General features: G+C 50.8%; 25 protein-coding genes. 19 read left to right on the top strand and 6 right to left on the bottom strand.

Features of this window, described 5'->3' with window-relative positions; translation table 11 throughout:
* Window positions 1–6 precede the first annotated feature (6 nt).
* The 3 genes from celB (at window position 7) to GYMC52_RS09155 (ending at window position 3,635) form a co-directional block, all read left to right on the top strand.
* Entirely contained in the window at window positions 7–1,323 is a 1,317-nt protein-coding gene (gene celB, locus GYMC52_RS09165; protein WP_013523856.1) for a PTS cellobiose transporter subunit IIC, read from the top strand.
* A gap of 26 nt (window positions 1,324–1,349) precedes the next feature.
* A complete protein-coding gene (locus GYMC52_RS09160; protein WP_013523855.1) occupies window positions 1,350–2,762 on the top strand; it encodes a glycoside hydrolase family 1 protein in 1,413 nt (470 codons plus the stop codon).
* A 159-nt stretch (window positions 2,763–2,921) separates the two neighbouring features.
* Window positions 2,922–3,635 carry a GntR family transcriptional regulator gene (locus GYMC52_RS09155; RefSeq protein WP_013523854.1) on the top strand — a complete coding sequence of 238 codons (714 nt, stop codon included), beginning with the start codon at window positions 2,922–2,924 and terminating at the stop codon, window positions 3,633–3,635.
* A gap of 136 nt (window positions 3,636–3,771) precedes the next feature.
* Here the strand turns inward: GYMC52_RS09155 and GYMC52_RS09150 are convergent, their stop codons facing one another.
* Window positions 3,772–4,737, bottom strand: a complete 966-nt coding sequence (locus tag GYMC52_RS09150) for an MGDG synthase family glycosyltransferase (RefSeq protein WP_255347951.1) — start codon at window positions 4,735–4,737, stop codon at window positions 3,772–3,774.
* A 24-nt stretch (window positions 4,738–4,761) separates the two neighbouring features.
* Window positions 4,762–4,893 carry a hypothetical protein gene (locus GYMC52_RS20185; protein ID WP_255347929.1) on the bottom strand — a complete coding sequence of 44 codons (132 nt, stop codon included), beginning with the start codon at window positions 4,891–4,893 and terminating at the stop codon, window positions 4,762–4,764.
* Window positions 4,894–5,058: 165 nt separating this feature from the next.
* Between GYMC52_RS20185 and GYMC52_RS09145 the strand changes: the two genes are divergently transcribed.
* The 4 genes from GYMC52_RS09145 to GYMC52_RS09130 all read left to right on the top strand — a co-directional run bounded on the left by GYMC52_RS09145 (window position 5,059) and on the right by GYMC52_RS09130 (window position 9,342).
* Window positions 5,059–5,634, top strand: a complete 576-nt coding sequence (locus tag GYMC52_RS09145; protein ID WP_013523853.1) for a YkoP family protein — start codon at window positions 5,059–5,061, stop codon at window positions 5,632–5,634.
* Between the two features lie 60 nt (window positions 5,635–5,694).
* Window positions 5,695–6,543, top strand: coding sequence for a metallophosphoesterase (locus GYMC52_RS09140; RefSeq protein ID WP_013523852.1), 849 nt, complete (start codon window positions 5,695–5,697; stop codon window positions 6,541–6,543).
* Between the two features lie 296 nt (window positions 6,544–6,839).
* Window positions 6,840–8,345, top strand: coding sequence for a Na+/H+ antiporter NhaC family protein (locus GYMC52_RS09135; protein WP_013523851.1), 1,506 nt, complete (start codon window positions 6,840–6,842; stop codon window positions 8,343–8,345).
* 70 nt (window positions 8,346–8,415) lie between these two features.
* Window positions 8,416–9,342, top strand: coding sequence for an endonuclease I family protein (locus GYMC52_RS09130; protein ID WP_013523850.1), 927 nt, complete (start codon window positions 8,416–8,418; stop codon window positions 9,340–9,342).
* Window positions 9,343–9,504: 162 nt separating this feature from the next.
* Here GYMC52_RS09130 and GYMC52_RS09125 read toward each other — a convergent pair whose 3' ends face one another.
* Window positions 9,505–10,464, bottom strand: a complete 960-nt coding sequence (locus GYMC52_RS09125) for a bile acid:sodium symporter family protein (RefSeq protein ID WP_013523849.1) — start codon at window positions 10,462–10,464, stop codon at window positions 9,505–9,507.
* Between the two features lie 227 nt (window positions 10,465–10,691).
* Between GYMC52_RS09125 and GYMC52_RS09120 the strand changes: the two genes are divergently transcribed.
* From GYMC52_RS09120 to GYMC52_RS19875, 4 genes are all read left to right on the top strand, one after another.
* Entirely contained in the window at window positions 10,692–10,913 is a 222-nt protein-coding gene (locus GYMC52_RS09120; protein WP_013523848.1) for a FeoA family protein, read from the top strand.
* 2 nt (window positions 10,914–10,915) lie between these two features.
* On the top strand, window positions 10,916–12,910 hold the full coding sequence (feoB, locus tag GYMC52_RS09115; protein WP_013523847.1) for a ferrous iron transport protein B: 1,995 nt from the start codon (window positions 10,916–10,918) through the stop codon (window positions 12,908–12,910).
* A 15-nt stretch (window positions 12,911–12,925) separates the two neighbouring features.
* On the top strand, window positions 12,926–13,072 hold the full coding sequence (locus tag GYMC52_RS18660) for a FeoB-associated Cys-rich membrane protein (RefSeq protein ID WP_013145232.1): 147 nt from the start codon (window positions 12,926–12,928) through the stop codon (window positions 13,070–13,072).
* A 113-nt stretch (window positions 13,073–13,185) separates the two neighbouring features.
* Entirely contained in the window at window positions 13,186–13,377 is a 192-nt protein-coding gene (locus tag GYMC52_RS19875) for a hypothetical protein (protein ID WP_041468388.1), read from the top strand.
* 170 nt (window positions 13,378–13,547) lie between these two features.
* On the opposite strand, the gene GYMC52_RS09105 is transcribed toward GYMC52_RS19875, so the two are convergent.
* A complete protein-coding gene (locus tag GYMC52_RS09105; protein ID WP_013523846.1) occupies window positions 13,548–13,970 on the bottom strand; it encodes a type II toxin-antitoxin system death-on-curing family toxin in 423 nt (140 codons plus the stop codon).
* A 20-nt stretch (window positions 13,971–13,990) separates the two neighbouring features.
* Complete coding sequence (locus GYMC52_RS09100) at window positions 13,991–14,272, bottom strand: AbrB/MazE/SpoVT family DNA-binding domain-containing protein (RefSeq protein WP_013523845.1); 282 nt, start codon at window positions 14,270–14,272, stop codon at window positions 13,991–13,993.
* A gap of 787 nt (window positions 14,273–15,059) precedes the next feature.
* Here GYMC52_RS09100 and GYMC52_RS09095 point away from each other — a divergent pair.
* The 7 genes from GYMC52_RS09095 (at window position 15,060) to GYMC52_RS09065 (ending at window position 23,292) form a co-directional block, all read left to right on the top strand.
* Window positions 15,060–15,656 (top strand): DUF5317 domain-containing protein, encoded by a 597-nt coding sequence (locus tag GYMC52_RS09095; RefSeq protein ID WP_013523844.1) that lies wholly within the window; start codon window positions 15,060–15,062, stop codon window positions 15,654–15,656.
* Between the two features lie 210 nt (window positions 15,657–15,866).
* On the top strand, window positions 15,867–17,693 hold the full coding sequence (locus GYMC52_RS09090; RefSeq protein WP_013523843.1) for an HD-GYP domain-containing protein: 1,827 nt from the start codon (window positions 15,867–15,869) through the stop codon (window positions 17,691–17,693).
* A gap of 179 nt (window positions 17,694–17,872) precedes the next feature.
* Window positions 17,873–18,625, top strand: a complete 753-nt coding sequence (locus tag GYMC52_RS09085; protein ID WP_013523842.1) for a DeoR/GlpR family DNA-binding transcription regulator — start codon at window positions 17,873–17,875, stop codon at window positions 18,623–18,625.
* Window positions 18,622–19,533: a 1-phosphofructokinase gene (gene pfkB / locus GYMC52_RS09080; RefSeq protein ID WP_013523841.1), complete on the top strand. Its 912-nt coding sequence runs from the start codon at window positions 18,622–18,624 to the stop codon at window positions 19,531–19,533. Before GYMC52_RS09085 ends, pfkB begins: the two co-directional genes overlap by 4 nt.
* A 24-nt stretch (window positions 19,534–19,557) precedes the next feature.
* Window positions 19,558–21,429, top strand: a complete 1,872-nt coding sequence (locus GYMC52_RS09075; protein WP_013523840.1) for a PTS fructose transporter subunit IIABC — start codon at window positions 19,558–19,560, stop codon at window positions 21,427–21,429.
* Between the two features lie 132 nt (window positions 21,430–21,561).
* Window positions 21,562–22,428, top strand: a complete 867-nt coding sequence (locus GYMC52_RS09070) for a permease (RefSeq protein WP_013523839.1) — start codon at window positions 21,562–21,564, stop codon at window positions 22,426–22,428.
* Between the two features lie 15 nt (window positions 22,429–22,443).
* Entirely contained in the window at window positions 22,444–23,292 is an 849-nt protein-coding gene (locus tag GYMC52_RS09065) for a TIGR03943 family putative permease subunit (protein WP_013523838.1), read from the top strand.
* A 43-nt stretch (window positions 23,293–23,335) separates the two neighbouring features.
* Here GYMC52_RS09065 and GYMC52_RS09060 read toward each other — a convergent pair whose 3' ends face one another.
* Window positions 23,336–24,343 (bottom strand): MBL fold metallo-hydrolase, encoded by a 1,008-nt coding sequence (locus GYMC52_RS09060; protein WP_013523837.1) that lies wholly within the window; start codon window positions 24,341–24,343, stop codon window positions 23,336–23,338.
* Window positions 24,344–24,433: 90 nt separating this feature from the next.
* On the opposite strand from GYMC52_RS09060, the gene GYMC52_RS09055 reads away from it, so the two are divergent.
* Window positions 24,434–24,835, top strand: coding sequence for a secondary thiamine-phosphate synthase enzyme YjbQ (locus tag GYMC52_RS09055; protein WP_013523836.1), 402 nt, complete (start codon window positions 24,434–24,436; stop codon window positions 24,833–24,835).
* Window positions 24,836–24,897: the final 62 nt, after the last annotated feature.

Genomic DNA, 24,897 nt, shown 5'->3' with positions numbered 1-24,897 from the left:
GGCGACATGAACCAAGCATTATTCGAAAAACTAAGCAAAGTTCTCATTCCGATCGCGGGAAAGTTGAACAATAGCCGCTATTTGCAAGTGTTGCGCGATGCCTTTATGTTGGCGTTTCCGTTGACGATTTTCGGTTCAATCGCGGTCGTCATCGCCAACTTGCCGTTTTTGGACAAGGTGATGAGTGAAAACAGCCTCAATACACTCAAGGGGATGCTCGGTGTTGCACCAAATGCAACAATGGGCGTGATGACGATTTTCGTCGTGTTTGGCATTGGCTACTATTTATCGAAAAGTTATGAAGTCGAAGGGATTTTCGGCGGTGCGATCGCGTTAGCTTCTTTTCTCTTGTTGACGCCATTCGCTTTGCAGGTTGAAGGAGGTGAGGTTGTGCAAGGAGTCATCCCGCTCGACCGCCTAGGAGCGAAAGGGATGTTTCTTGGCATGATTACCGCATTTGTCGCTGGGGAAATTTACCGGAAGGTTGTGCAAAAAAATATTACCATCAAAATGCCGGCCGGGGTGCCGCCGGCGGTTGCGAAGTCGTTTGCGGCGTTGATTCCGGCGGTGGTCACCCTGACCTTCTTCCTCGTCGTCAATATCATTGTAACACAAATTTTTAAAACAAACATGCATGATGTCATTTACAACGCAGTGCAAGCACCGCTTGTTGGGCTCGGAAGCGGCATTGTTCCAACGCTCATCGCGATTTTTGTCACGCAAATTTTATGGTTTTTTGGCCTCCACGGGCAAATCATCATCAACTCGGTGATGGATCCGATTTGGAACACACTGTCGCTCGAAAACTTAAATGCGTACACGCAAACAGGGGAAGTTCCGCATGTCGTCAGCAAACAGTTTATTGAAATTTACACGGTCGGCATGGGCGGAACGGGTATGACACTCGCTGTCATTTTCGCCATCTTGCTCTTTATGAAGAGCAAGCAAATGAAGCAGGTGGCCAAGCTCGGGCTTGGACCGGGAATCTTTAACGTCAATGAACCGATTATTTTCGGCTTGCCGGTCGTGATGAATCCGCTCGTCATCGTCCCGTGGATTTTGGCGCCGATGGTTGTCACGTTGGTGACGTATTTGGCGATGTCCTCAGGCCTTGTCCCGCCGCCTAACGGCGTAGCGGTACCATGGACGGTGCCGATTTTCATCAACGGCATTATGGCGACAAACTCGCTGGCCGGCGGACTGTTGCAAGTGGTCAATTTCTTGATCGTGCTCGTCATTTGGTTCCCGTTCTTAAAATTCATTGACCGCATGAATTTACAAAAGGAAAAAGAAGAGCAAGCCGCATCGAAAAGTGCATCATAACGATACAGCAAATGAGGTGAATCGCGATGGAACAACAATCGAAGCAACCAACCACATATCGTTTCCCTACCGGATTTTGGTGGGGAAGTGCGACATCCGCGACGCAAATCGAAGGAGCGGCAAATGAAGGGGGGAAAGGGAAAAACATTTGGGATCATTGGTATGAACAAGAGCCTCACCGCTTTTTTCAAGGCGTCGGCCCAGAGGTGACATCCGATTTTTATCATCGCTACAAAGAAGATATTGCGTTAATGAAGGAAATTGGCCATAACTCATTCCGGTTTTCCATTTCATGGTCGCGCTTGATTCCAGATGGGATTGGTGACGTCAATCCGGAGGCGGTGCGGTTCTACAACGCTGTCATCGATGAATTGTTGGCGAATGGGATTGAACCGTTTGTGAATTTATACCATTTTGATATGCCGTTGGTGATGCAAAACATTGGTGGTTGGGAAAATCGCGTGGTTATCGATGCTTATGCTCGCTATGCCAGCCTTTGCTTTCAGCTGTTTGGCGATCGGGTGAAAACATGGTTTACGCACAATGAACCCATTGTCCCTGTAGAAGGCGGGTATTTGTACGATTTTCACTATCCGAATGTGGTTGACTTCCGCCGTGCCGTGCAGGTGGCTTACCATACGATGATTGCCCATGCCAAAGCGGTTGCCGCCTTCCGCAAAGCAGCGATACGGGGCGGAAAGATCGGCATTATTTTGAATTTAACGCCGTCTTATCCGCGCAGCCAGCATCCAGCTGATGTGAAAGCAGCGCATATTGCGGATTTGCTGTTTAACCGCAGTTTCTTGGATCCTGCGGTAAAAGGAGAATACCCGCAAGATTTAATCGAGCTGTTGGCTGAACACGGTTTTTTGCCGGTGACGGAAGCGGGCGATCGCGAACTTATCAAAGAAAATACGATCGATTTGCTTGGCATCAACTACTATCAACCGCGTCGCGTCAAGGCGAAAGAACATCTGCCCAACCCGGACGCCCCGTTTTTGCCGGAACGGTTTTTCGATTACTATGCCATGCCGGGGCGGAAGATGAATCCGTATCGCGGGTGGGAAATTTATGAAAAAGGCATTTATGATATTTTAATCAATATCAAGGAAAACTATAGAAACATTGAGAGCTTTATTTCCGAAAATGGCATGGGCGTTGAAGGAGAAGAACGGTTCCGTGATGAAAGCGGCATGATTCATGACGACTACCGGATTGAATTCATTCGTGAGCATTTAAAATGGGTGCATCGCGCGATTGAAGAAGGGGTCAATGTAAAAGGATACCACCTTTGGACATTTATGGACAACTGGTCGTGGACGAATGCCTACAAAAATCGGTACGGATTGGTCGCTGTTGACCTAGACAATCATTTGAAACGGACGATCAAAAAGAGCGGCTACTGGTTGAAAACAGTGGCGGAAAACAATGGGTTTTAAGTGAAAGAAAAGGCGTCCCGGACAGCGGGGCGCTTTTTGTCGGTCGGGAAAACAGGACGGCGAGGCGAGAGCAGTGAAGGAGAAAGCCGCATTGACTATTGTGCAAACAGATGATTGTTCGTACAATGAAAATAAGACAAAGGGCGAGGGATGAAAACGATGCCGAAATATGAACAAATTTCGAATGAAATACGCAGACGAATTAAAGAGGGAGTGTATTCCCTAGACGAGCCGATTCCTGATGAAATCTCGCTCGCCGAGGAGTTTGGCTGCAGCCGGATGACGGTAAAGCGGGCGCTTGATGTGCTCGTGTCGGAGGGGCTGTTGTATCGAAAGCGCGGTCATGGCACGTTTATTGTGAAATCGGCCATGCTTGATGGATTGGTGAATGTCGTCAGCAACGAAACACTTGGCTTGACGAGTTTATTGAAAGGGCGAAAGGTGACAAGTAAAATCATTACGTTCGAAGTATTGTTTCCATCCGATGAAGTAGCCACTCATTTGTGCATTGACATGAACACACCGGTGTACCACTTAATCCGTCTGCGCAATGTCGATGGGGAGCCGTACGTCATTGAACGGACGTATATGCCCGTCCATTTGATCCCGGGGCTCAATGAAACGGTGCTTCATGGCTCGATTTATCGTTACATCACTCACGAGCTAGGCTTAACGATTGCAGGGTCACACCGAAAGATCCGCGCAGATAAACCGAATGAGCTCGATCGGCAGTACTTGCAGTGCGCGCCCGACGATCCGGTGTTGGAATTGGAGCAGGTTGGTTTTTTGAACAATGGAGAGCCGTTCGAATATTCGTTTTCTCGCCATCGGTATGACAAGTTCGTATTTGTCACCGTCAGCACCCGCCGCTAAATGGCGCCTGTCTCATGTGAGCGTGAAGGCAGGCGCGTTTTGTTTGCCGTTTAGGGCTGTTCCTTCCGTCTTTTTTCTCGGACAAGACGTTTCTTAATGCCTCTCCTTACCTTCTGGAAACCTCTGCGGCGCTGCATCAGTTTGGAACGGCGGCTAAAAACCGCTCGTACAGGGCAAGCGCTGGGTCGGTGGCCGAAAGGGCGCGATGGTATTCATCGACCCTGACAAGGCAGCAGGTAAGCGCCGGCGAACGGAGGACGGAGACAATGGCTTCCGACAGCGACGGCAGCGACCGCCAATGGCGGAAATCGAAAATAAGCCCGTCGTTGCATAAGAGGCGGAAGTTCATTTCCTCTTGTCCCGGCAACATGGCGTAAATGAATGCCGGTTTTCGCTTGTGGAGGCATTCACTTAGGGTGACGCCGCCCGGCTTCGTGAGCACAAAATCAACTTCATCATAAAGCGCGCTCATGGCTGCAGGCGATGAAATATAACGGAGCGGGAGAAGACGCGGATGGTTGTTCTTCCTCAACCGCTCATATAGCTGTTCGTTTGTGCCGCATAACACAAAGTAGTCGACCGGATCATTCGGTGCGATTTTACGCAACAGCTGTTCCCAACCAGCAAGGCCGAGGCTGCCGCCGCAAATGAGGCCGGTGTAGCGGGAGCGCACGGGCAGCGGCGCTGGCGGTGGAGCGGTGAACACCGGGTGAACCGGAATGCCGGTGACGACAATTCTCTCGCTCGGAACCCCTGTTTCCAACAAAGTGGTCTTCATGGCTGGATGGCCGATAAAATGGACATCAATGGCCGTTTTCCCCCATAAGTTATGGACAAAATAATCCGTATACACGTTGACGATGGGAACGTCGATGTCTCCGCGCTGCTTAAGAAAGTCGAGCAAATATGAGGGAAATGCATGTGTACAAATGATCAACGCCGGCTTGAGGCTGTCGATAATCTGTTTCAGATGACCGGCAAACAGCCATTCGTAAGGAGGGAACGCCGACGGTTTTCGTTTGGGGCGCAAAACAGAACAGTGGTACACCGCGCTGTACGCTCTTGGTGCGTGGCGAATGCAGCGCAAATAAAGGCGGGAAATCCACTGCTCTTTGGCGCCAAGACGTCAGGAGAGCAATTCGATTTTTTCGCACTTCACGGTGCGGTCGATCGACCGCAGCCCTGCCGCCAGCGCCTCAGCAGCCCGATGATGGCCGGACGGAAGCTGAAGAAGCGGGAGAAAAAGCACTGTTTTCATCTTGACCACATCCGAAGGGAATATTGGATCTTGATTTCAGTATGCGCGGCCAGCCATCGGTTATACGGCAGCCTTTTTCTCCTTTTTTCCCCATTTATAAGGCGCTGTTTGCTATTCCATAATGTAAATGGGCAAAAATCAGGAAAAAGAAAGGATGCCGCTATAATGAAGGACAAAGCAATGCAATGGCTGCTTTCCGCTTGGGGGGGCATTGATCCGATTTATTACGCCTGTTCCCGGCTCGAATACGCCGGTGAGGCGGCCGATGGGCGCCGGTCGATTTTCCGTGTCCGTCCGCTTCAATATAAGGGGGAGACGATCCGTCTTTCGGATGGAACAACGATTGCGGCCAACGATTGGCTGTTGAAGATTCATCTTCATAATGTCCGTCTGCTTCGTGAACTAATGCAGTATCGGAGTGATATTCAAAAAGGACGTTATATTTTTGAACAAGTGAAGACAGGACTGCCGTATGTTGCTTATCATCTTTACCACCATGAGCAATCAGCGCGCATCAAAGGGATTATCGGCATTACGATGTTAAACAAAGGATGCGAACGGCTCGGATTTGAAACAGTAGATATTGCCAATCCGCTGTACCGTTGGTTCAAGACAGCGTCACTCCTGCCGCTTATGGCCGTGGCGAAGTCTCGCGTGTCGCCGCTTAGCCGGCCGCCGAAATATTTGTTGATGTCGAAGGGAAAATTGTTTTCGTTGTACGGCTGCCATCTCATCCACTAACTCCCTCTTTCTTCTCTCCTCTATTTCACTATAATGGGTATCGAGGGAGGAGAGAAGACGATGACATTCTTTTTTGTCATTCTTGCATTCTTGTCATTGCTTGCTTTGGCCATTCGCAAAGCCCACCGCAATACGTACGAAGCGGTTTTGCATAAAGTTCAAGTCGGCCGTTCAGAGGATGGAGACGGAGCCCTTCGGATTTTGCAGCTATCGGATTTGCATCTTGAAAAACTGTCGATCACCCCGGACGATTTATACGAAAAGCTGAAAGAGGAAGCGATCGATTTGATCGCGTTGACGGGCGACTTTCTGGATCGCGAGGAAAGCATCGCCAAGCTCGGCCCGTATTTGACGGCGTTGAAACAGTTGAATCCGACATATGGCATGTACGCCGTGTTTGGCAACCACGATTACGTGCTGCAAGGCGAGTCGTTCGAGCGCCTGAAAGCGACGCTTGAGGCGCACGGTTGCGTCGTCTTGCAAAACGAGACGAAAACGATCACCGTCAACGGCCAAACGGTCAATATCATCGGCATCGATGACTTTTACACAGGGCGCAGCGACATCAAAAAGGCGTACGCCGGCGTGAAGGACGGCATCAACTTGGTGTTGACGCACGACCCGGACATCGTGCCGCATATGAAACACTACCATTTTGACTACTTGTTGTCCGGCCATTTCCACGGCGGACAAATTCATTGGCCGAAGCCATACCATTTGGCGAAAATGAGCAAAACGCTCACCGAGCGGAACATGATCAAAGGGTATCATGAATGGGACGGAAAACCGTTCTACATTAATGAAGGGCTTGGGCAAACGGGGGTGAACATCCGGATCGGCTCGAAGCCCGAAGTGACGCTCCACTTGTTGGCGCTCTCGTCTCGCAGAGAAGCGGTGAAAGCTGTCTAATGAACAGCTTTTGATTTTTAGGGGGGGGCAGAAAAGCGGTTTGGCGCATGCAGCTGAACTCCTCTTAAACGAAAGACAATTCATTATCTCATGATTATATACGGTGATAAGGAAGGGTGTTCCAGATCTTTTTGGGGCACTTTTTTTCGTGCCTCTGTCGTCAGTCATCTCCTGCACGAACCCCAATCCCACGCGCGTGCGTAGGCGAGAGGGCGTTCCATCGGGAAAATCCGTCACAGAGTGCATAGAGAACGGAAACCATCTCCATACTTTTTAAAGAAAGGAGTGAATGGCCAATGGAACCGTCGTGGAAAGCGCTTTTGCCTTTTTTAGTTGTCATCCCGATTTCGATTTGGACGAAGCAAGTGATCCCCGGGCTGTTTGTCGGACTGTTGGTTGGCAGTTATTTGATGACCCCGTCCTTGCTCGGCGGGCTGCGGACGATGCTTCATTACGTTGTTGACAACTTGATGCAGACAAACAACGTTCGCATTATTATTTTTCTATATGTATTTGCCGGTCTTGTCAGCATGATCAAATATACCGGCGGAATTAAAGGATTCGTCCATCTCGTCAGCAAAAAAGTGAAATCGGCCAAAACGGCCATGCTGCTGACGTGGATTTCGACGATGGTCACGTTTAGTGACCCTGATTTTCGCATCGTCACCGTCGCGCCGATCATGAAGGCGCTGCGCAAACGGCTTGGGTTGTCGTCCCAGCAAATCGGCTTCGCCATTGAGGTGACATCGAATCCGGTCGTCGCGCTCATTCCGATCGCTACCGCCTTTGTCGGCTATATGGTGTCCGTCATCGACAAGGCGCTCGATACGGCCGGCATCGGGGCTGAGCCGTATATCGTCTACGTCCGGAGCATCCCGTTTAACTTTTTCTCGTACGCCATTATTGCTGTCGGGCTGTATTATAGCTTTTTTGTTTATTCGCGCAAAGCACGGGCGGCGTCGGGAGAAGTGCGAAGGGAGGAACCGCTTCGGCGCTGGAACGAGCGGTTGGCGTTGGAGATGGCTGAAGAACAGCGGCCGGCTGACAATGAACCCAATGAAGCGCAAGGGGAAGAAGGAGACGCGATGCAGACATGCCCGCGCGCTTACCAAAAAGAAACGCCGGTCAAGCCGTGGAATTTGATCGTTCCGCTTTCGATCGTGCTTGTCTTGACGTTGTTTTTAAGCTGGTGGGACGGCCGCCGGGGGGCAAGGACTTTTTGGGAGGCGTTTTTGCGAAGCGATGCGCTCGGAGCGATGTTGGAGGCGCTTTTGTTTACCGTGATCATTACGGTCGCTTTCTTCCTTTGGCAACGATTTAAATTGAACGATTTGTTGACTCATTTTGTCAAAGGCGGCAATGAGCTGATTTCCGTCATTTTAATGCTGGCGCTCATTTGGGCGCTGTCGGCTGTGGCGGAGGATTTAGGGTTTTCGCAATACATTACGGGCCATGTCAAACAATGGATTCCGCCGTTTTTCGTCGCCCCGATTTTGTTTTTGCTTGGCGCTGTCATTTCCTATTTCATCGGCTCGTCGTGGGGGACGTGGGGGATGTTGATGCCGCTTGGCGTGACGCTGGCGAGCCAGTCGGAGACGAATATTTTGCCGGTCATCGGCGCCGTGTTTGCAAGCGGCACGTTCGGAGCGTTCGCCTCGCCGCTCAGCGACAATACGGTGACGCTTTGCACCATTTTGGATTTGCCGGTGATGGAATACGCGCGCACGAAGTTGATCCCATCGTTGATCGCCGCCGGCATCGCCGCCGTTTTGTTCGGCGCGACATCGTTTCTTTTGCATTAGCGCCGGCCGTTGTCGTCCTCTCCTCCTTTCATGATACACTAAAAGAAAAAAGGAAGAGAGGGGAACGGCGATGGGGGAGGCGGAACGGCGGCTTGAGGAGCTCAGCCAATGGCAAACGGAAGATGTTGCCGCCCAGCTGGAGCAGTTGAACGAGCGGCTCGCGGTGGAGGACGCGTATTATCGTGCGGATGAAGACCAACGGGCGCGCCAACGGTATTATCGCCATCTGCCGCTTGAAGGGGACGGATTGATGTTGTTTGTCCGCTATCACGAACTGGTGGCGCGCACCCATAAGCGGCGGCTGCCGTATTTTTTCAGCAAGGACGAATATTTGTACACATGGGTCGACTTGCAGCCGGACGGAACGGTGCGAAGCTTGTACTCCGGCGAGCGAAAAGACCCGAAGATGTTGATTGTCCAAGATGTCCAAACGATGAAACGGCGCTACGATGAATTTCGCCAGTTGTTGAAAAAAATGAAGCATGGGCTCGGCGATGTGCACGAGCGGGTGAAAACGATCGAGCAGCAATGGAAATTCAATGCCGAACATGTCGTGCCTCAGTCGTGGTTTGGCGCCCGCGAACCGATGAAAGGTGATTTGCATCATTTGTTCGTTTGCCAGCCGGAGTGCAATACGATGCGGTCGAATTTTCCGTACGCGGATTTCCCGTTTTACAATCCGGAAGATCCCGACGAACAAATCCAAAACCGCTGCGGCGTCGTCCATAACGGCTATTTCGAGCCAGAGTACGGCAAAGGGACGGCGGCAAGGGCGATGCTTTACTTTCTGCTCCGCTACCCGAAGGCGATTGCGAAGTCGTTTCGGCGCAAAATCGATATTCCGCTCCTTGTCCGTTGGCACGAACAATTTCCGCCGACGGTGTATGAGCATCATCGCAACAGCGCGATTTTTTTCATCCAAGGCAACCGCAATCCGTTCATCGATTTCCCGGAACTAGCCGGGCGGATGGTGTTTCCGTTTGAGGGGGCGCTGTGAAATGAGATTGAGGGCGGATGTCCGCTTTTTGTTTCCAAAGAGCGCTTGATCGTCCGAGAGCGGAAAAACAGCGTGATAATAGGCAGAAAAGCTGTCTCCGAAAAACGGTCGTTTCATTTCGGGAGACAGCTTTTTTGCGGCTAAACAAAAGCGTGAGAGAGGTCAAGCGGAAATCGTTTGTTCATCCGTTGCCTGGCGGTCTGCTTGTTTGCGGAAGTACGTTGCGACAATCGGGCCGGAAATATTGTGCCAGACGCTGAAAATAGCGCTTGGAACGGCGGCGAGCGGCGAAAAATGGGCGGTCGCTAAGGCCGCACCAAGCCCAGAGTTTTGCATGCCCACTTCAATGGAAATCGCCTTTTGCTTCGGCGGCGACAGGCGAAACAGTTTGGCAAACCAATACCCAAGCAGCAAGCCCAATCCGTTATGAACAACGACAATAAGAAAAATCAGAAGCCCGCTTTTGGCAATGGCCGCTTGGTTTTGCCCGACGACGGCGGCGACGATGGCAACAATGGCGATGACCGAAACGAGCGGCAGCGCCGGGATGCACGCTTTGACTTGCTTTTGGAACAACGCTTGGGCGATGAGCCCTAAAAGAATCGGAATGAGCACGACTTTGACGATCGACCAAAACAAGGCGGCAGCGGACACCGACAGCCATTTTCCCGCTAAAAGCAAAATGAGCGAAGGCGTCAAAATCGGCGCTAAAATCGTCGAAACAGAAGTGACGGCGACCGACAGCGCCGTATCCCCTTTCGCCAAATACGTCATGACGTTGGACGCCGTTCCGCCCGGGCAGCAGCCGACTAAAATAATGCCGAGCGCCACTTCACGTGAAACCGGCAAGAAATAAGCGAGCAAAAACGCGACAAGGGGCATGATCAAAAATTGGGCGACGACACCGATGAGCACGTCAAGCGGTCGTTTGAACACTTCCTTGAAGTCATTCGCTGACAGCGTCAACCCCATGCCGAACATCACAATGCCTAAGAGCGGCACGATATACGGCGCGATCCATGTAAACGCGCCGGGAGCGAAAAAAGCAAGCGCACCAAACAGAAGCACCCAGATCGCAAACGTACTGCCGACAAAGTTGCTGATTTTTCCTAGTGTGTTCATTGAGCTTCCTCCTTGAGCAAAGATGGGAAAGATATACAAAAGATTATATACACTTTTCGGAAAAATTCAACTAATGAGGTGGCGAATTTTGAAGAAATGGTGACAATGAGGAATGATTGTGAAAAAAGTCACTCCTTTTTTCTTTGCTTATGGTATGATTGGAATTGAGAAGAAGAATCATTATTGAACCACAGGAGAGACGGATAGAAAAACAGGGGGAAATGATCATGGTGCTGACTGATTTGCATAAAGGGGAAACAGCGGTCGTCGTCCGTCTGGCCATTGAGCAGGAGGCACTGAAACAGCGTCTTCTTCATCTAGGGGTGAAAGAAGGGAAAACGGTGCGGTTGAAAGCCGCGATGCCGTTTGGCGGGCCGGTGATGGTCGAAGTCGATGGGCAGGCAATCGGCTTGCGGCGCAAAGAGGCGTCATCGATTGAGGTGAAATAAATATGTCGTACGTAGCGCTGTTTGGCAATCCGAACACTGGAAAAACATCATTGTTTAACTGTTTAACCGGATCCTATGAATATGTTGGCAACTGGAGCGGAGTAACGGTTGAGAAGAAAGTAGGAGTGCTCCGCCAGCACGGCGTGCCAGTCGTCGATTTGCCCGGCATTTACTCGCTCCAGCCGCTCTCCCGCGATGAAGGAGTGGCGACTGATTTTTTATTGACCGAGCCATGTTCGGCAATCGTCAATATCGTTGATGCGTCGCAGCTCAAGCGCAACTTGCATCTGACGGTCCAGCTATTGGAATTTGGCCGTCCGCTCATCATCGCTTTAAACATGGTCGATGTCGCTGAAAAACGCGGCGTCAAAATCGATGCCGCCAAGCTGTCGAGCCATCTCGGCGTCCCAGTTGTTCCGGTCATCGCCCGGACGGGAAAGGGGACAAAGGAGTTATCGCGCATCATTTTGTCGACAAAAGACGGACACCATTCCCGCATTTTTATTGATTACGGCGTTGAGGTGGAACGCGCGATCCGCCGAATTGCTGAGCAACTTCCCGATGACGTGCCGGGAGATAAGCGCTGGATGGCGTTGCAATTTCTAGAAGGAAACGAGCGCATCGCCGCCTATTTGCGCGGGCGGTTGGATCTTTCTCCGCTTCTGGAAGCCCGCGCAGAGGCGGAACAGAAGCTCGGATCTTCGGTCGCCGAACAGATTTATGAGACGCGTGACCGCTGGATCGGTGAGGCGATCGCTGTTGCGGCGATCGCGCTTGACAACAAACCGTTGACATGGACGGAAAAAATCGATGCGGTTGTGACAAACCGTTATGTCGGGTTGCCGATTTTTTTGGCGCTGATGTACATCGTGTTTATGTTGACGTTCGACTGGCTCGGCACACCGCTTGCCGACCGGCTTGACGCCTTTTTCTCCGGACCGCTCACCGATTGGCTGTCGCGCTTGCTTACTTGGGCGGGAGCTTCGCCGTTTATTGAAGCGCTTGTGTTAGATGGCATTGTCGCTGGGGTCGGCGGGGTGCTTGTGTTTGTCCCGCAAATTTTCATTTTGTTTTTTTTCATCTCGCTTCTCGAAGACTCCGGATATATGGCGCGCGTGGCGATGGTGATGGACCGGATGATGGAAGCGATTGGATTAAACGGCAAGGCGTTTATTCCGATGATCATCGGCTTTGGCTGCAACGTTCCCGGAGTGATGGCGGCGCGCACCATCGAGCAGCCGAAAGAGCGGCTGTTGACGATCTTGGCGCTGCCGTTCATGTCGTGTTCCGCCCGCTTGCCGGTGTACGCGTTGTTTGCCGGCACGTTTTTCGTCCGCGAGCAGGCGCTTGTCGTGTTTTCGCTTTACGTGCTTGGCATTGCAGTAGCTTTGGGGGTCGCCAAGTTGTTCTCATCGACGCTCTTGAAAAACGAAAGTTCGCTGTTTGTCATTGAATTGCCGCCATACCGCGTGCCGCAGGCGCTCACGTTATGGCGGAGCACATGGGAGAAAGGGAAAGGGTTCGTTCGCAAAGCCGGTACGTTTATTTTTGGCGGTTCGGTCGCCATTTGGCTGTTGACGTACATCGGGCCGCACGGGGTCGGCGTCGCGATGGATGACAGCTTTCTCGCCGCCATCGGCGGCCTCATCGCTCCGTTGCTCGCCCCGCTTGGCTTTGGCGCCTGGCAGGCGGGCGCGGCTTTGATCACCGGCTTTTTGGCGAAAGAAGTCGTCGTGTCCACGATGAATATTATTTACCACGTTCATGAGGCGAATGGGTTGAAGCAGGTGATCGCCTCCCATTTCACGCCGCTGTCGGCGTTCAGCTTTATGGTGTTCGTCCTGCTTTATACGCCGTGTCTAGCGACGGTGGCGGCGATTCGCAAAGAAACCGGGTCGCGGAAATGGACGCTGTTGTCGATCGGCTGCGCGCTGACGGTTGCGTATGTCATTTCGTTTGCCGTCTATCAGTTTGGGCATATGCTTGGTTATTCATGAAAGGGGAGAGAATCGATGATCGCGAATCTTGTGATCGGCGGAGCGATTTTTGCCTACGCCGGCTGGACGCTGGTCCGCCACGTGAAAAAAAGCGCCAAAGGGGCGTGCGCGTCATGCCATGCGGCGAACCATTGCCGAGGCAACTGCGGGACGGAGAGGTAACCCGTTCAAGACGAACGGATTCCTGACGATGATCGGAATCCGTTTTTCTCATTTTCCGACGAAAGACTTTCGCTTCCATGTTGTAGGATAGCCAAAAAATAAGCGGGGATACAATGGGCAAACTTTCGTTTCAACGGGCTCTGGAGGACAAAAGATCAGGCCGCCCTTTGTTTTGGCTGTTGGGTGTTGTTGCCTCAATGATGGCCGAAACACCGGGGGTAGAAAGCTTTTTTCGTTCAACCGTTGAAACTCAAGGGAAGACCGTGAGTGTGGAGGATAAACTTTTGACAATACCTAAAAATTGAGGATAGCGAAAAGGCGGCTTTGGATCAAGGTTCGCACAGTTGTGTAAAAACAAAGCAGCAAAAAACGATGTTGTTGTCCTGTCATCCAAGTTTACTGGGTTGGCGATGGAATTTCACGCAATAATTGAACTTGACCCGGCTTTGGCCCGCTCTTTTCCTCACTCTTTTCCTCATTCTTTTCGTTTTTGGATGGGACGGATGTAACTCTCTAATTCGTGGGCAAGATGCTGGATGCAATCATTTCCCTGGAACTTGGCATCCTCGACAAGGTACACCGTGAAATCTTCCGCTTCTTTATTGGTCATCGTGAACTCATATCCATTCAAATCAAGGAACGTGACGAATACGGTTAAAGCCGTCCGCTTATTGCCGTTGTGGAAAATATGACCTGTCGCGATGGAATGGTAATAGCAGCACGCCTTTTCAATAATCGAAGGGAACTGTTCCTCCCCGAACAATTTCGTTTTCGGCCTTTCCAACATCCACGCGAATTTATCGGGGAATTGGATCCCCGCTTGTTCTGCGTCGTCGTACATTTCCATGACCGTGTAATGGATAAATATGATTTCTTCCGCTGTCAAATAATAAACCATGTTTTCCTCCGGTTGCTCCTTTATCTATATTTCAAGTTGCGCAGCGCTTCGTCATATTTGGAGATCGCGCGGTTCATCGCCATCACGACTTCAGGACGGACTTCTTTTGGAATTCGGTTTGCGCGTTTCATCACGATTTCCCCTCGTTCCTTGTCGTAATATATTTCGATTTCATCGCCTTTATTTAGGTTTAGCATCGTGGCTAAATCTTTCGGGATGCTAACGGACAAACTATTCCCGACTTGGCTAATCCGACGTGTATACGTTTTGTCATCCTTGCTTCCCAACATTTCCGCGTCCATTTCTTTTCCATCTCCTTTCCATAATATGGACAAAAAGGACGTTTTTATCCATAAGATTATTACTGTATAAACAATTATAACAATTATCTTCCGAAAAGCAATACGGAATAATAAAAAAGGGCTTTTTGTCTTTCAACGAGAAAAACGCATGCCGCATTTTTAGAATCGATGTCGTTAGAAGGGAAAGAGGAGTGGCGCATAAAGTGAGCTTGTACGGATATACCGTCTGTGTGTTATGCCATGCCGGACATAGTGAGGTCGGAAGCGTCAAGCAGTGAAACATGAAACAGCCGCGCCACGGAACGGATCAACGACGGCTATCTTTATTATTGCGTGGGGGGATTTAGTGGGTTTATCAAATACCTTTGTCTTGCAGGAGGAATGAGGAATATTCATTGTTGCGACGGATCATCCGTTTGTCATCTTGCGCCGTGAAGCCAATCCGCATAAGCGCGGAAGCGGAACGGTGAGATGAACGAGTACGGCTTGCTGGCTGTGGGCAGGCGCGCCCAAGAATCTCCTGCCGCTAAGTGTTTGCGCAGTCGGGGGATCATTCCATTGAGGGTAGGTTCTTTTTCACTATTCAATGGATATACATGCCGCTGTTTTTGTCGTTTCTTGTTTCAAAGAATGACGAAAACGAAAAGAAGGAAACGATATTCATCAAAATTTGTTTGCAGTTAGGACGAACGGACTATTTACATAGAATGAAAAAAACGGTAAAAATAGAAGTGAGGACAGCAGTTTAGAAAAAAGAGAAAATTCTGTTTATCAAGGGGACAGCATTATGGTTTACGATGGAATCATTTTGTCGTTGTTGATCGGCTGGTTTCGCGGCGGAAGCTTGAAAGGGTTGGCCAACATGAAATTGCGCGGCGGTTGGTTGTTTCCGCTCTTGTTGGCGGTGCAGTTTATCGTCTTTTTCCTTCAAGAACGCATCGAGTGGATCGCCAAAATGGGCAACGTTATTTTTCTTCTCGTCTATATCACAGGACTCGCATTTCTGTGGCTCAACCGCCATCAGCCGGGGTTTCCGGTCATCTTCGCCGGCGTCTTGCTCAACTTTATCGTCATGGCCGCAAACGGCGGACGGATGCCGGTATCGATCGAAGCCGCCCAATTTCTCGGCCGCGAATACATCGAAGCGTTAAAAGCCGGTCTGTACGGCAAGCACCAGGCGATCACATCGGATACGCTTCTGCCGTTTCTTGGCGACATCATTCCGCTGTCTCCGCCGTACCCGCGCCAACAAGTCATCAGCATCGGCGACGTTGTGATGAACGTAGGGGCGTTCTTGTTCATCCAGCATCTGATGCTCAGCGCACCGCGCCATGGGGCAGACGATGCTGAGAAAGAAACAACGGCCGCTCCTGCGAATCAATAAACTTTTTAAGGGGGAAAAGGACATGAAATTCAAAGTAAAACAAGTATTGATCAATTTGTTCATCCTCGGTTCGGTGATTGTAGCGTTGACGTCGGGGTTTAGAATTGGAAGCTGAAATTTGTTTGTGTGCTCTACAATTCTCCAACCGTTAAGTTAAACACATCTCAGATCTATGGGCTGAATTTTTGGATAATGAGAGTGGTTATCAAGATGACTCCAATATTAAAATGGCAAGGAAAAGTATATTTATTTCTTATTTTTTTTATTAGTTTGATAACTTTTGTTGTAGGAGATGGATTTTCTATTCCATCTCTTAAAGATTGGGTTTTTGTTTATTTTTTAGTTGCTGCTGTTCTTTTATTGAGCTATTTTTCTGTCCATCTTCCTCCTAAGGACAACTCTTTTTCGATGGATTCGGCTATTTACCTAGCAGTTATGTTTTTATACGGCATTTCTCTTGCGTTGAAGGTTCTACTGATTAGCATTTTAGTAGAGTTTTTATATAAAAGAAAAATGGCATGGTGGAAACACTTATTCAATCTTTCAATGTACTCTTTAATGATTGCAGGGGCATTTTATTCCTTTTTGTATTTTGGCGGGCAGATTGGAGAAATTAAAACTGACTATTTGTTTCCTTATATGGTTAGTTTGTTGGTGTACTTTCTTATCAATATTAGTTTAATATTTATGTTTTTTGTTTTTTTAGAGCGTGTATATAAAGGTGCTTTTAATTTTGGTGTCTTGTTTGAAGCAATGGTTAGTTACTGTGTTACTTTAATACTGTCTCTTGTTTTAGCTATTTTATTAGATAAAGAACGGTATTTTGGGCTATTTCTATTTACTGTTTTAGTAATCATTCTATCAGTAGTATTTAGGAAATTTATAGTTTTATACGAGTTAGTTTCCAACCGCGCCAACAAAGATCACCTCACCGGCCTATACAACCACGGCTTTTTCAAAGAAACGCTCAAGGAGCAGTTTTCCGACTGCAAACTGCTTAAACAGCCGTTGACATTGGCGTTCCTTGATCTGGACGATTTTAAAAAATACAATGACCGGAATGGCCATTTGCAAGGCGACCGTTTGTTGACTTTTTTTGGGAAGCTGCTGCAAAAAGCGGTGGAAGGGACGAACTTCACGGTCGCCCGCTATGGCGGAGAAGAGTTTGCCATTTTAATGCCCAACACGACGAAAGAAGACGCGTACGCGTTTTTAAACCGGTTGCGCAAAGAAGTGAACGATACATATTTTGAAGGCGTCGAGCATATTCCGTATCGTTGCCTGTCGTTTTCGTGCGGCATCGCCGAGATGGAAAAGGATATGCATGAAAGCGATGAGCTCATCCACCGTGCTGATCAGGCGCTTTATTACGCGAAGGCGCAAGGGAAAAACAACGTTCAGTTGTATGATAAACATAATATGAGTTTGGACGAGATTCGCTTCAAGCAAGATTTGGAAGCGCTCGAGCAGCAAGTGAAATTTTTTCTTTCCAAAGATGTCTATACATACCGCCATAGCAAACGAGTGTTTAAATATGCGTTGGAGTTTGGCAGCCGTCTTGATGAGTTGACCGACCATGAACGGCAGACGCTCATTTTAGGGGCGCTCATCCATGACATTGGCAAAATTGAAGTGCCGCGCGATATTTTAAATAAGCGGGGAAAGTTGGAGAAGCATGAATGGGAGATCATTAAAAAGCACGTAACGTGGGGGCGCGAGATTGTGGCGGCGGAGAAGCGGTTTGATGATTTGCTTCCGCTTGTCGAGCTGCACCACGAACGATATGATGGGAAAGGGTATCCGTACGGGCTGAAAGGGGAAGAAATCCCGAAACTGGCCCGCATTTTGTGTATTATCGATTCGTTTGACGCCATGACAACCGAGCGTCCGTACCAGCCGACGAAAACGTTTGAAGAGGCGCTTGAAGAAATCGAACGTTGCGCAGGAACGCAGTTTGATCCGGTCTATGCGGCGAAGTTTATCGCGTTTGTGCGGAAGCATTATTTGCCGCTTGCCGAGATGGAGCAACTGAATTAAGTGAAAGAAGGCACTTGCCGATGGCAAGTGTTTTTTATTTTGGTTTTGAATGTTTTTGAATGATTTTTCCCCTTTATTGAATGATATTGATAGGAAATGAATGTTTTTGATTGATTTTTTCACTATCTTGGGATATGATAGAGTTGTAAGCGATATCCCCGATGATTGGAGGTGGGAGTGTGCTGACCGAAGAACGCCACCGCCTCATTTTGGAGCTGTTGGCGCAAAAAGGAGTCATCAAGCTGCAGGAGCTCGTGGAGGCGACCGGGGCGTCGGAGTCGACGATTCGCCGCGATTTGACGCAGCTTGAAAACGAAAAGAAACTGCGCCGTGTGCACGGCGGGGCGGCCTTGTTGCAGCAGAAGCGCGAGGAGTTAAGCGTATCGGAAAAGTCGCTGAAATATATCGAAGAAAAGCGGCGGATCGCCGCGTATGCGGCCAGTTTGGTGCAAAAAGGAAACTGCATTTATTTAGATGCGGGAACGACAACGTGGGAAATGATTCCACATTTGGCTGACAAAGAGGTCATCGTTGTCACGAACGGCGTGATGCATGTCGAGCGGTTGCTTGAGCACAATGTGGCGACGTATTTGATCGGCGGCATGATCAAGCCGAAAACGAAGGCGTTGATCGGGCGGGGCGCCATCGAGTCGCTGCGGCAGTACCGCTTTGACCAATGCTTCATCGGCGCCAATGGCGTTCATTACGATTATGGTTATACGACGCCGGATCCGGAAGAAGCGCTGGTGAAATATACGGCGATGCAGCTGGCGCAACGTGCGTATGTGCTTGCTGACCATTCGAAGTTGAATGAAAGCTCGTTTGCGAAAATTGCGGATTTGCATGAAGCGGTGTTGATCACCGATGAATTGGACGAAGAGTGGAAAGATTTGTATCGAACAAAAACAACAGTAGAGGTTGTGGCTCCGTGATTTACACATGCACGTTGAATCCATCTGTTGATTATATCGTTCACCTCGATAAGCTACATGTTGGCGAACTGAATCGTTCGGTGAAAACGTTCACATTTCCAGGCGGGAAAGGGATCAACGTATCGCGCGTGTTGAAGCGTTTGGGTGTTGACAGCACGGCGCTTGGATTCGTCGGCGGGTTCACCGGCGGGTTCATTGAAAGCGAGCTTCGGAAAGAAGGCATTGCCTGCGATTTTGTTCATGTCCCAGGGCAAACGCGCATTAACGTCAAACTGAAAGCTGGGCGGGAGACGGAAATTAACGGTGAAGGCCCGATGATTGCCGATGACGATGCAGCGCAATTGATAGCGAAAATCGGAACGCTTTCGGCCGGTGATGTGCTTGTGCTCGCCGGAAGCGCGCCGATGTCGCTGTCGGCGGACATGTACGAGCGATTGGCGGCTCGAGCGGTGAAACGGCGTGTTCGTCTTGTTGTCGATACGAGCGGTCCGGCGCTCGAGGCGCTGCTCGCCTGCCGGCCGTTTCTTGCCAAGCCGAACCACCATGAGCTGGCCGAACTGTTTGGCGCCGCTGTGCTGACGAAAAAAGAAATCATCCTCTATGGCCGCCGGTTGGTTGAAAGAGGAGTGGAGCATCTCATCGTCTCGATGGGCGGCGCGGGGGCGTTTTACTTCGGCCGGGAAGCAACGCTGTTTGCCGAAGCGCCAAAAGGAACGGTGAAAAATTCGGTCGGGGCGGGCGATTCGATGGTCGCTGGATTTTTGGCCGCCTGGGCGAGCGGAACATCCATTGAGGAAGCGTTTGCTTACAGTGTCGCCGCCGGAAGCGCGACCGCGTTTTCGGAAGATTTATGCACGAAAGAGGGAGTCAAAGCGCTCGTCGACCTCGTCCGCGTCGTGCGTTTATAGGAGGAAATCAAGGGGGGCGTACAGATGAACGTCACGGATTTGTTAACAAAGGAAACGATGATTCTTGAACTTCGGGCAAAGACAAAAGAGGAAGTGATTGATGAATTGGCCGCGAAACTCGCCGAGGCGGGGGCGGTCAGCGATGTGGAGGCGTTCAAACGAGCGATTTGGGCGCGCGAACAACAAAGCACGACCGGCGTTGGAGATGGCGTCGCCATTCCGCACGCCAAAATGGCAGCGGTCAAGCGCCCGGCGGTGGCGTTTGGCCGTTCGACCGCCGGGATTGATTACGAGTCGCTGGACGGCCAGCCAAGCCATTTGTTTTTCATGATTGCGGCCCCGGAAGGCGGGGAACAGACGCATTTGCAGGCGTTGGCGAAACTATCGTCGCTGTTGATGGATGCCTCGTTCCGCACCCGGTTGGAGCGTGCTTCGGATGAAGAGGAGATCCTCCGTTTGTTCAAAGAGAAAGAGAACAAAGGGGAAGAACCGTCTCTGCAAGGCGCGCCATCTGGCGGCGGACGGAAAGTGCTGGCGGTGACCGCTTGTCCGACAGGAATCGCTCATACGTATATGGCCGCTGATGCGCTGAAAGCGAAAGCAACGGAAATGGGAGTATCCATCAAAGTCGAGACAAACGGTTCCGATGGGGTGAAAAACGCTCTGACGGCGAAGGAGATTGAAGAAGCAACGGCGATCATTGTGGCGGCCGATAAACAAGTCGAGATGGACCGTTTTGACGGCAAACATGTCATTCAAGTGCCGGTCGCCCAGGCGATCCGTGAGCCAGAGAAGCTCATCGAGCAGGCGCTGCGCCAAGACGCGCCGATTTATCGGGCAAGCGGTGCGGCACGAGGCAGCGTGGGAGCGGCGAAACCGCGAACCGGTTTTTACAAGCATTTGATGAACGGCGTATCGAATATGCTGCCGTTTGTCGTCGGCGGCGGGATTTTGATTGCGCTTTCCTTCACGTTCGGCATTAAGGCGTTTGATCCGAAAGATCCGTCGTATCATCCGTTTGCCAAACTGTTAATGGACATTGGCGGCGGCAATGCGTTCGCGTTAATGGTCCCTGTACTGGCTGCATTCATCGCCATGAGCATTGCCGACCGGCCGGGGTTTGCGCCGGGGATGGTCGGCGGCTTTCTGGCGGCGAACGGCGGCGCTGGGTTTTTGGGCGGATTGATCGCCGGCTTTTTGGCCGGGTATTTAGTCGTCGGGCTGCGGAAACTGTTCAGCCGCTTGCCGCAGTCGCTTGAGGGGATTAAACCGGTGCTGCTCTACCCAGTATTCGGTATTTTCCTCACCGGCATCGTGATGATGTATGTGGTCATCGATCCCGTCAAAGCGTTGAATGAAGGGCTGAAACATTGGCTTTCCGGCATGGGAACCGCCAACTTAGTGCTGCTTGGTGCGGTGTTGGGCGGTATGATGGCGGTCGATATGGGCGGACCGATCAACAAAGCGGCGTATACGTTTGGGCTGGCGATGATTGAAGCTGGCAACTTTGCGCCGCATGCGGCGATTATGGCTGGCGGGATGGTGCCGCCGCTCGGATTGGCGCTGGCGACAACGTTCTTTAAAAAGAAATTCACGAAAGCCGAGCGGGAAGCCGGAAAAACGTGCTATATCATGGGCGCTTCGTTCATTACCGAAGGGGCGATTCCATTTGCCGCGGCTGACCCGGTGCGGGTCATTCCATCGATTATCGCCGGATCGGCTGTTGCGGGAGCGTTGACGATGTGGTTCCATATCGGGCTGCCGGCGCCGCACGGAGGGATTTTCGTCATCCCGATCGTCAAAGGCAGCGCATGGCTTTATATATTGGCTATTTTGATTGGTTCCATCGTGACCGCATTGATGGTCGGGTTGTGGAAAAAAGAAGTGGAAGAATAATAGAAGAAGAGGCGTTTCGCCAAAGGCGGAGCGTCTCTTTTGTTATGGAGTTTGCTATTTTTCTTACCAAATTTTCATGACAATGGCCATTTCTCATGGTAAAATGAACGGTTGTAAATGAGAGGAGAACCCATGATGAACACGTTTTTGCAGCTGAATACGATTTTTATCAGCATATTGATTGAATCGTTGCCGTTCGTCGTGCTTGGGGTGTTTGTTTCCGGAGTCATTCAAATGTTTGTCAGTGAAGAGACCGTGCAACGATGGGTGCCGAAAAACCGCGGCTTGGCGATTGTTTATGCGGCATTGGTCGGGGTTTTGTTTCCTTCGTGCGAATGCAGCATCGTGCCGATCACCCGCCGTCTCGTCGCCAAGGGGGTGCCGCTTTACGCGGCCGTGCCGTTTATGTTAACGGCGCCCGTCATCAATCCGGTTGTGCTGTTTTCGACATATATCGCCTTCGGAAGCAGTTGGACGATGGTATTGTGCCGGGCGCTGTTCGCTTGCGCCGTCGCCGTTGCTGTCGGTGCCGTGATGGCGATTCGGCATGAAGGCAGCGAGTTGCGCCATGAACGGCGCGAGATGCCGATGATGCCCCGTACTTGGAAAGAGAAAATCGTCGGCACCCTGCGCCATACGATCGATGAATTTTTTGCGACCGGGAAGTATTTGATCATTGGGGCGTTCATTGCTTCGGCGATGCAAACGTATGTGAAAACGTCGGCGCTTGTGTCGATCGGCAATGGGAAAGTGGCGGCCTCTTTGGTCATGATGGCGCTCGCCTTCGTGCTGTCGCTCTGTTCCGAGGCGGACGCCTTTATCGCCTCGTCGTTTCAAAGCACATTTCCGTTTCACGCGCTGGCAGCGTTTCTCGTTTACGGGCCGATGCTCGATGTGAAAAATACGCTCATGTTGTTTCAGTCATTCCGCGCCCGGTTTGTGTGGAAACTGATTTCCTATATCACGTTGTTTGTGTTTGCCGGATCGCTATTGATCTAGCAAGGAGGTGGCGGCATGATTCGCATGTATATTTTGCTTGGGTTTGCGTTTTTGTTTTTTCATTTATATATTACTGGAGAGTTGAGCCAATACATTAATATGCGGTATTCGTATATTTCGTTTAGTGCGATGTTTGTGTTTGCTTTTTTAACGATCGTGCAATTTGTGCTGGCAAGCCGCAACGAGGAACCGCACGATCATGGGGAAGAATGCTGCGGCCATCATCATCATGAGCCGTCCGCGCGCTGGAAGCGGGCGGTGAATTACCTTATTTTTGTTTTTCCGCTTGTTTCCGCCTTCTTGTTTCCCGTTGCGACGCTGGATTCTGAAGTCGTAAAGGCGAAAGGGATTCATGTTCCTGGGATGGCGGCTGACAGCAGCGATCCGTTTGCCCAGCGGCAGTTTTTGCGTCCGGATACGAGCATGTATTATGGGCGGGATGATTATCAAAATGCCATGGAAAAAGAGCTGAAAAAATACGGCCGTCTCCCTCGCTTGGAGTTGAATGATCAAAACTATTTAAATGCCATGGAAACGATTTATCAGTTTCCTGGCGAATTTGCCGCCCGCGACATTGAATTCACCGGGTTTGTCTACCGTGAAGAAACGGCGCGCGCCAATGAGGCGTTTCTCCTTCGCTTTGGAATCATTCATTGTGTTGCGGATTCAGGGGTGTACGGGCTGCTCCTTCAGTTTCCAAAGACGGCGCCGCTTCAAAATGATGAATGGATTCATGTGAAAGGTACGCTATCCACCATGTATTACCAGCCGTTTCATATGACGCTTCCGTATGTAAAAGTGACGTCATGGGAGAGGGTGGCCAAACCGAAGGAGCCGTACGTATACCGCCAATTCAATGAATAAGAGCGAGCCGCGGACTGGCTCGCTCTTTTGGATAAAGTTGCGCTCATTCCTTTTGCCGCGCTTGTTTCACCATGGTGATTGCGCTTGTTTGGCTGAACGAATTGTCGAATGGGGAAAGGGCCGTCAACGCTTGGGCGGCATCGATCACCTCGCCGAGTTTCAAGCAAAGCAAGCGCTCCTCTTCCAATCCGCGCCGCCGCCATTCAGCCCATAGGCGGTCAAGCGCTTCTTTCGGCGTATCGTCCGCGAGGCGGAACGCCCCGTAATGCATCGGCACAAACAGCCGGGAGCGGCAGTCCAAAAACGCCTGCACCGCTTCTTCGGGTGTGGTGTGCTGCGGCCCCATGAACCATTCCGGTTCGTACGCGCCGATCGGCAAGAGAGCATAGTCGATGGAAAAGCGTTCACCGATGTCGCGAAAGCCGCGGAAGTAGCCGCTGTCGCCGGCGAAGTAGATGGTGGGCGCGCCGTTTGATGTGATCACCCATCCGCCCCAATGCGACGTGTTCGTGTCCCACAGCGTCCGCCGCGTCCAATGCTGGGATGGAACAAACGTCAGCGACACATCACGGAAGACGACCGTTTCCCACCATGACAGTTCGGTGACATGGCGGTAGCCGCGGCGGCGGAACAAGCGGCCGAGGCCGACCGGCACGAACACGTGCGGATCGCCTTTTAAGCGGCGGAGGCTGCCGAAATGCAAATGGTCGTAGTGGCCGTGGGAGATGAGCACAACGTCCACGGGCGGCATCTTGTCAAGCGGAACACCGGGAGCCGTCAAGCGTTTGGCCGCGCCCATCCAATTCGCCCAGACGGGATCGGTGACGATGGTGATGCCATTGAGTTGAACGACAAAGGTCGAATGGCCGACCCAACAGAGCTGCGGCCTGCCATTCGGCTCCTGAAGCCTCTCGTATTGAGGCGGTGAAACATGCGGCACGACGTAGGACAAATCTTTTTGTTTTTGTTTCCGCTCCCGCTGCCAGCGGCGGAAATCGGCCCATGTTTTGTGCGTCGAGACGCCGTCTAAGTTTTCATAGCGCTTGGCCAACGATTTCTCACTCCATTTTTTGTGTTATATTATTTAGAGTAGCAAACCTTTTTTGCGAAGTACAAAATGTTTGCCCAGGTGGTGGAATGTATGCTTCGTTCGTTTACAATCCGCACGGCAAAGCGGGATGACATGATCGACATTACTTCATTCGTCGAGGAGACGGTGCGCCAGGCTAACGTGACGGAAGGGATCGCTGTCGTTTATTGTCCGCATACAACGGCTGGCATCACCATTAACGAAAACGCGGATCCAGATGTCAAGCGCGACATGATGCGCCGCTTTGATGAAACATATCCGTGGGAGCATCCGCTTGACCGCCATATGGAGGGAAACACAGCCGCCCATATGAAAGCGAGCACGGTCGGTGCGTCGCAGCACGTCATCATTCATGAAGGCCGTCTGCTCCTTGGGCGGTGGCAAGGCGTCTATTTTTGCGAGTACGATGGGCCGCGCCACCGGACGTTTTACGTGAAAGTCATTGGAGGATGAAACCATAATTATATTATGTGAATATTAAACATAAGGAAAGACGATGGCTGAATCATACCGTC

Origin of the sequence: Geobacillus sp. Y412MC52, assembly GCF_000174795.2 — a bacterium.
Taxonomy (GTDB): domain Bacteria; phylum Bacillota; class Bacilli; order Bacillales; family Anoxybacillaceae; genus Geobacillus; species Geobacillus thermoleovorans.
This window is presented reverse-complemented; position numbering and strand designations above follow the sequence as displayed.

Bases quoted from the DNA above. Each gene is read 5' to 3' on its own strand.
- celB (WP_013523856.1), top strand. From the start codon at position 7: ATGAACCAAGCATTATTCGAAAAACTAAGCAAAGTTCTCATTCCGATC.
- GYMC52_RS09160 (WP_013523855.1), top strand. From the start codon at position 1,350: ATGGAACAACAATCGAAGCAACCAACCACATATCGTTTCCCTACCGGA.
- GYMC52_RS09155 (WP_013523854.1), top strand. From the start codon at position 2,922: ATGCCGAAATATGAACAAATTTCGAATGAAATACGCAGACGAATTAAA.
- GYMC52_RS20185 (WP_255347929.1), bottom strand. From the start codon at position 4,893: ATGAAAACAGTGCTTTTTCTCCCGCTTCTTCAGCTTCCGTCCGGCCAT.
- GYMC52_RS09145 (WP_013523853.1), top strand. From the start codon at position 5,059: ATGAAGGACAAAGCAATGCAATGGCTGCTTTCCGCTTGGGGGGGCATT.
- GYMC52_RS09140 (WP_013523852.1), top strand. From the start codon at position 5,695: ATGACATTCTTTTTTGTCATTCTTGCATTCTTGTCATTGCTTGCTTTG.
- GYMC52_RS09135 (WP_013523851.1), top strand. From the start codon at position 6,840: ATGGAACCGTCGTGGAAAGCGCTTTTGCCTTTTTTAGTTGTCATCCCG.
- GYMC52_RS09130 (WP_013523850.1), top strand. From the start codon at position 8,416: ATGGGGGAGGCGGAACGGCGGCTTGAGGAGCTCAGCCAATGGCAAACG.
- GYMC52_RS09125 (WP_013523849.1), bottom strand. From the start codon at position 10,464: ATGAACACACTAGGAAAAATCAGCAACTTTGTCGGCAGTACGTTTGCG.
- GYMC52_RS09120 (WP_013523848.1), top strand. From the start codon at position 10,692: ATGGTGCTGACTGATTTGCATAAAGGGGAAACAGCGGTCGTCGTCCGT.
- feoB (WP_013523847.1), top strand. From the start codon at position 10,916: ATGTCGTACGTAGCGCTGTTTGGCAATCCGAACACTGGAAAAACATCA.
- GYMC52_RS18660 (WP_013145232.1), top strand. From the start codon at position 12,926: ATGATCGCGAATCTTGTGATCGGCGGAGCGATTTTTGCCTACGCCGGC.
- GYMC52_RS19875 (WP_041468388.1), top strand. From the start codon at position 13,186: ATGGGCAAACTTTCGTTTCAACGGGCTCTGGAGGACAAAAGATCAGGC.
- GYMC52_RS09105 (WP_013523846.1), bottom strand. From the start codon at position 13,970: ATGGTTTATTATTTGACAGCGGAAGAAATCATATTTATCCATTACACG.
- GYMC52_RS09100 (WP_013523845.1), bottom strand. From the start codon at position 14,272: ATGGACGCGGAAATGTTGGGAAGCAAGGATGACAAAACGTATACACGT.
- GYMC52_RS09095 (WP_013523844.1), top strand. From the start codon at position 15,060: ATGGTTTACGATGGAATCATTTTGTCGTTGTTGATCGGCTGGTTTCGC.
- GYMC52_RS09090 (WP_013523843.1), top strand. From the start codon at position 15,867: ATGACTCCAATATTAAAATGGCAAGGAAAAGTATATTTATTTCTTATT.
- GYMC52_RS09075 (WP_013523840.1), top strand. From the start codon at position 19,558: ATGAACGTCACGGATTTGTTAACAAAGGAAACGATGATTCTTGAACTT.
- GYMC52_RS09070 (WP_013523839.1), top strand. From the start codon at position 21,562: ATGATGAACACGTTTTTGCAGCTGAATACGATTTTTATCAGCATATTG.
- GYMC52_RS09065 (WP_013523838.1), top strand. From the start codon at position 22,444: ATGATTCGCATGTATATTTTGCTTGGGTTTGCGTTTTTGTTTTTTCAT.
- GYMC52_RS09055 (WP_013523836.1), top strand. From the start codon at position 24,434: ATGCTTCGTTCGTTTACAATCCGCACGGCAAAGCGGGATGACATGATC.